This window comes from Xanthomonas sp. SHU 308 (assembly GCF_000364645.1).
Lineage (GTDB): Bacteria > Pseudomonadota > Gammaproteobacteria > Xanthomonadales > Xanthomonadaceae > Xanthomonas_A > Xanthomonas_A sontii.
Genome location: NZ_AQOK01000698.1, coordinates 1 through 4,461 on the forward strand (window position 1 = coordinate 1; position 4,461 = coordinate 4,461).

3 protein-coding genes are annotated in these 4,461 nt (G+C 71.6%); all 3 read right to left on the reverse strand.

Features of this window, described 5'->3' with window-relative positions:
- Positions 1-454: 454 nt before the first annotated feature.
- A complete protein-coding gene (locus D588_RS0118980; RefSeq protein WP_017917098.1) occupies positions 455-1,324 on the reverse strand; it encodes a hypothetical protein in 870 nt (289 codons plus the stop codon).
- A 1-nt stretch (position 1,325) separates the two neighbouring features.
- Positions 1,326-2,321, reverse strand: coding sequence for a 2,3,4,5-tetrahydropyridine-2,6-dicarboxylate N-succinyltransferase (dapD, locus tag D588_RS0118985; protein WP_017917099.1), 996 nt, complete (start codon positions 2,319-2,321; stop codon positions 1,326-1,328).
- A partial coding sequence (gene glnD / locus D588_RS0118990; protein WP_017917100.1) for a [protein-PII] uridylyltransferase occupies positions 2,321-4,461 on the reverse strand: 2,141 nt, incomplete at its 5' end. The genes glnD and dapD, both read right to left, overlap by 1 nt.

Here is a 4,461-nt window from a genome sequence, read left to right on the forward strand (position 1 = left end):
CGGCCGCCGCAGGCGTGTCGCCCTGCTTGGGCGTCGTCGACGCCGGCGCGCCCTCACGGCCGCACCCGGACAGCGCGAACGCCGCCGTCATCCAGCAAGCCCACATGATCGTACGCATCGGTCTCTCCTGTTCGTTGGTGGCAGCGCGCCAGGCCTCTTCCGTTCCGCCCCCCTGACGTGGCGGCAGTGGCGCAATCGCGTGCGCCAGCGTATCGGGCCACCCATGTACGCCGGGTATGCACAGCGCTCCCGACCGGCCGCGGGATCGCCCGGTTCAACCGACGGCCGGCCGTCCATCTCCTGCAGCGTCGATCACCCAGGCGGAGGCGAGCGTCGACGCAACAGGCACGGCGACGCTGCGGTGCAACCGGCGCGCATGGCCCTGTGCCACGGGCACGCGACGGAACCGCTCGAACCTGTTGCACGCTGCCGGCGTTACCCAGGCGCCAGGCGCTCAGAGCAGCCGTTCGGACACCACCCGGAACGCGACACGCGGCAGGCGGAAGGCCAATCCGTCCTCCAGTGCGACGCCCATTGCCTGCAGCCTTGGGCAGTCCAGCGCACCGGTCAACTGCAACGGCTGCAGCGTGGCCGGATCCACCGGCAAGGCGATGCGGGTGCTGGCCCAGCGGCCGTCGCAGGTGCGCGCGATGGCCTCGTCCTGGCAGGTGAGGAAGCGCAGCAGGGCCTCGCGCGTGGCGAACGCCGGCGTCCAGTCGGCATCGTGCCAGGCCTCGGCAGGCTGCCAGTGCAGTTGCAGCGCCGGCGCGCTGCCCTGCCCCGGCTCGATCTGCGTGTGGCCGCTGCCATCGGACTGCAGCGCGTGCACGAAGCGCGCGGCCAGGTGCGGCTGCATGGCGTCGCTGGCGGCGCGTGCGCCGGCCACGTAGGCCAATCCATCCATCACGTTGCGGTCGAACAGCACCACCGGCCCGGCGTTCACATCGTCCACGCGACGCAGGTACCACCGCCAGTTGCTCTGCAGCGGCGATGGCAGCAGCTTCCGCAGCGGCCCGGCCAGGGCCGGGCCGAAATGGCCGTGGCGATAGCTGAGGATGGTGTATGGCGTGCGCCCCTGGTGGACGACATGGGCGTAGCCCGGCGGCGGTGGCGGGGCGCGACGCACGTCGACCCACCAGTTCAGATAGACCACCTCGCGCACGTCGCTCGCAAGCGCCGGCAGCGGCCAGCGTTGCGTCAACGCACGCCGCAGCCGGGTCCAGCCAGGCGCATGCAGCAGGCGCGGCAGCGCGCGCCCGTACCAGGCGGCGGACGGGTGCCGGTAAGCCGCGGCCTCGGCCAGGTCCGGCACCGCCGCCGGCATCTCAGTCGGCCAGGCCGCGCAGCAGGTCGTTGACGCTGGTCTTGCTGCGGGTCTTGGCGTCGACCTGCTTGACGATCACCGCGCAGTACAGCGAGTGCGAGCCGTCCTTGGACGGCAACTGCCCGGACACCACCACGCTGTACGGCGGCACGTAGCCGTAGGAGATCTCGCCGGTGGCGCGGTTGTAGATGCGCGTGCTCTGGCCCAGGAACACGCCCATGCCGATCACGCTGTGATGGCCGACTACCACGCCCTCCACCACCTCCGAGCGCGCGCCGATGAAGCAGTGGTCCTCGATGATGGTGGGGCTGGCCTGCAGCGGCTCGAGCACGCCGCCGATGCCGGCGCCGCCGGACAGGTGGCAGTGCTTGCCGATCTGCGCGCAGGAACCGACCGTGGCCCAGGTGTCGACCATGGTGCCCTCGCCCACGTGCGCACCGATGTTGGTGAAGCTCGGCATCAGCACCACGTCCTTGCCGAAGTAGCTGCCGCGGCGCGCCACCGCGCCCGGCACCACGCGCACGCCGGCTTTGCGGAACTCGGCTTCGTGATAGCCGGCGAAGCGCGCTTCCACCTTGTCCCAGAACGGCGCCGGCTGCGCTTCCACCACGGCCATCTCGTTGACCCGGAAGTACAGCAGCACCGCCTTCTTCAGCCACTCGTTGACCTTCCAGCCGCCGTGCCCGTCGGGCTCGGCGACACGGAACTCGCCGCTCTCCAGGCCATCGATGACGCGGTTGACCACCGGCCGGGTCGACCCCTCGATCTCGTCGAGCGTCAGCGTGGCGCGGCGCTCGAAAGCGCTGTCGATGGTGAACTTCAGTTCGTCGGCGCTGGGCACGGCCACCGGCTTGGCGCGCAGCGGCTTCGGCGCGGGCTTGGCGGGCTTGCTCGCCACGGTCGGCGCCGCCGGCTTTGCGGCAACCGGCTTGGCCGTCTTCTTGGGGGCCGCCGTCTTGGCAGCGGGCTTCTTGGCGGCAGGCTTCTTGGTGGCCATCAGCGGGGGTCTCCAGGCGGGGTATCGGGGTCCAGGCAGGCCTGCAGCGCGGCCTGCAACGCCTGGCGGGCGGCGTCGGGCAACGGCAGGTTGTGCTCGTCGGTGATGTGGAACAGATCCTCGGCGCGCTCGCCGAAGGTGGCGATGCGCGCGTCGTGCACGCGCAGGTGCTGCCGGCGCAGCACCTGGGCCACGTCCGACAGCAGCCCCGGGCGGTCCGGCGCGACCAGGCTGAGCCGGGTCAGGCGGCCGTCGAGGCTTTCGCGGAATTCGATGCGCGGGGCGAAGCGGAAATGCCGTAGCTGGCGCGGCACCACCCGCCGCGCCGGGCGCAGCCGCGCCAGGTCGCCGGCCAGCGCCTCGCGCAGTCCGGCCTGCAACTGCGCGATGTCGCCGCTGGCGAAGGCGTCGGCCGGCATCACCTCGAAGGTGTCGAAGATCGCCCCGTGCGGGGCGTCGAGCACGCGCGCGCGATGGATGCCGTAGCCGAGCCGGTCCAGGGTCATCACGATCGCGGCGAACAGGCCGTCGCGGTCCGGCGAATACACGAACACTTCCAGCGCCGCGTCGTCGGGGGTGACCGGGCGCACCTTGACCAGGGTGCCGCCCAGTTCCACCTCCATCAGCGAGGTCGCCTGCCAGGCCAGTTGCTCAGGACGGAAGCGCAGGAAGCTCTCGTCCGGCATGCCGGCGAACTGACGGTCGATGATGGCGTCGTCGTGGCCCTGGATGTGCATCAGCGCGCGCGCGGCCTCGCGCGCCTCCTGCAGGCGCTCGGCCACCGGCAGCGGATGCTCCAGGCCTTCGCGCAGGGCGCGGCGCGCGGCGAAGTACAGGTCGGCCAGCAGCCGGTCCTTCCACGCATTCCACAGCTTGGGGCTGGTGCCGGCGATGTCGGCGCAGGTCAGCAGGTACAGATAGTCCAGGCGCTCGCGGTCGCCGACCAGGCTGGCGAAGCGATGGATCACCTCCGGATCGGCGATGTCCTGCTTCTGCGCGGTCACCGACATGCGCAGATGCTGCTCGACCAGCCAGGCGACCAGCTCGGTGTCGGCGGCGCTGAGCGCGTGCGCGGCGCAGAACGCGCGCGCATCCACCGCGCCCAGCTCCGAATGGTCGCCGCCGCGGCCCTTGGCGATGTCGTGGAACAGGCCGGCCAGCAGCAGCAGTTCCGGCTTGCGCAGCCGCGGCCAGACTTCGTGGGCGATGGAGAAGCGTTCGTCGGCGCGCGCGTTGGCGAACACCGCCATGTTCTTCAGCACCATCAGCGTGTGCTGGTCGACCGTGTACACGTGGAACAGGTCGAACTGCATGCGCCCGGACACCTGCGCGAAGGCGGGGATCCACTGCCCGAGCACGCCCAGCCGCGCCATCCGGGTCAGCGTCTGCACCGCGCGCGGGCCGCGCAACAGCACCAGGAAGCGCTCGCGCGCGGTCGGGCTGGCGCTGGCGTAGGCCGGCAGATGCGGCAGCGCCTCGGCCAGCGCGCGCGCGGTCAGCGAATGCAGACCGCGGATCTCGCCGTGCGCGGCCCAGGTGGCGAACAGCGCGAACACCTGCACCGGATCGGCCTGCGGCCAGCGCTCGTCGTCGGCAGCCAGATAGCCGCGGCGCAGCGAGAAGCCGCCGTGCAGCGGCTGCGGCTGCGCTTCGCCGTCGAACTGTTCCTCGAAGCGCTGCAGCAGCCGGTCGCTGAGCCGGCGCACGATCGCCGCGCTGCGATAGAAGCGCTGCATCATCTTTTCCACGCCCAGGCTCTCGACGTCGTCGGAGAAGCCCAGGCGCTGCGCCAGGGTCTTCTGGTAATCGAAGCGCAGGCGCTCTTCCGGGCGGTTGGCGACCAGGTGCAGCCCGTAGCGCAAGCGCGCCAGTTCGCGGCGCTCGCGGCGCAGCGCGGCGGCCTCGTCGCCGCCGACATGGCCCAGCCCGATCAACGGCTCCAGGTCGCGCACGCCGAACGCGCGCAGCGCCATCCAGCCCAGCGTATGCAGGTCGCGCAGGCCGCCGGGGCCGTCCTTGATGTCCGGCTCAAGGTTGTCGGCGGTGTCGCCGAAGCGCTGGTGGCGGGCCTGCAGTTCCTCGCGCTTGGCCATGAAGAATTCGCGCGGCGGCCATACCCGCTGCGGGGCGATGGCCGCCG

Coding starts and splice junctions, on each gene's coding strand:
- D588_RS0118980 (WP_017917098.1), bottom strand. CDS start 1,324: ATGCCGGCGGCGGTGCCGGACCTGGCCGAGGCCGCGGCTTACCGGCAC.
- dapD (WP_017917099.1), bottom strand. CDS start 2,321: ATGGCCACCAAGAAGCCTGCCGCCAAGAAGCCCGCTGCCAAGACGGCG.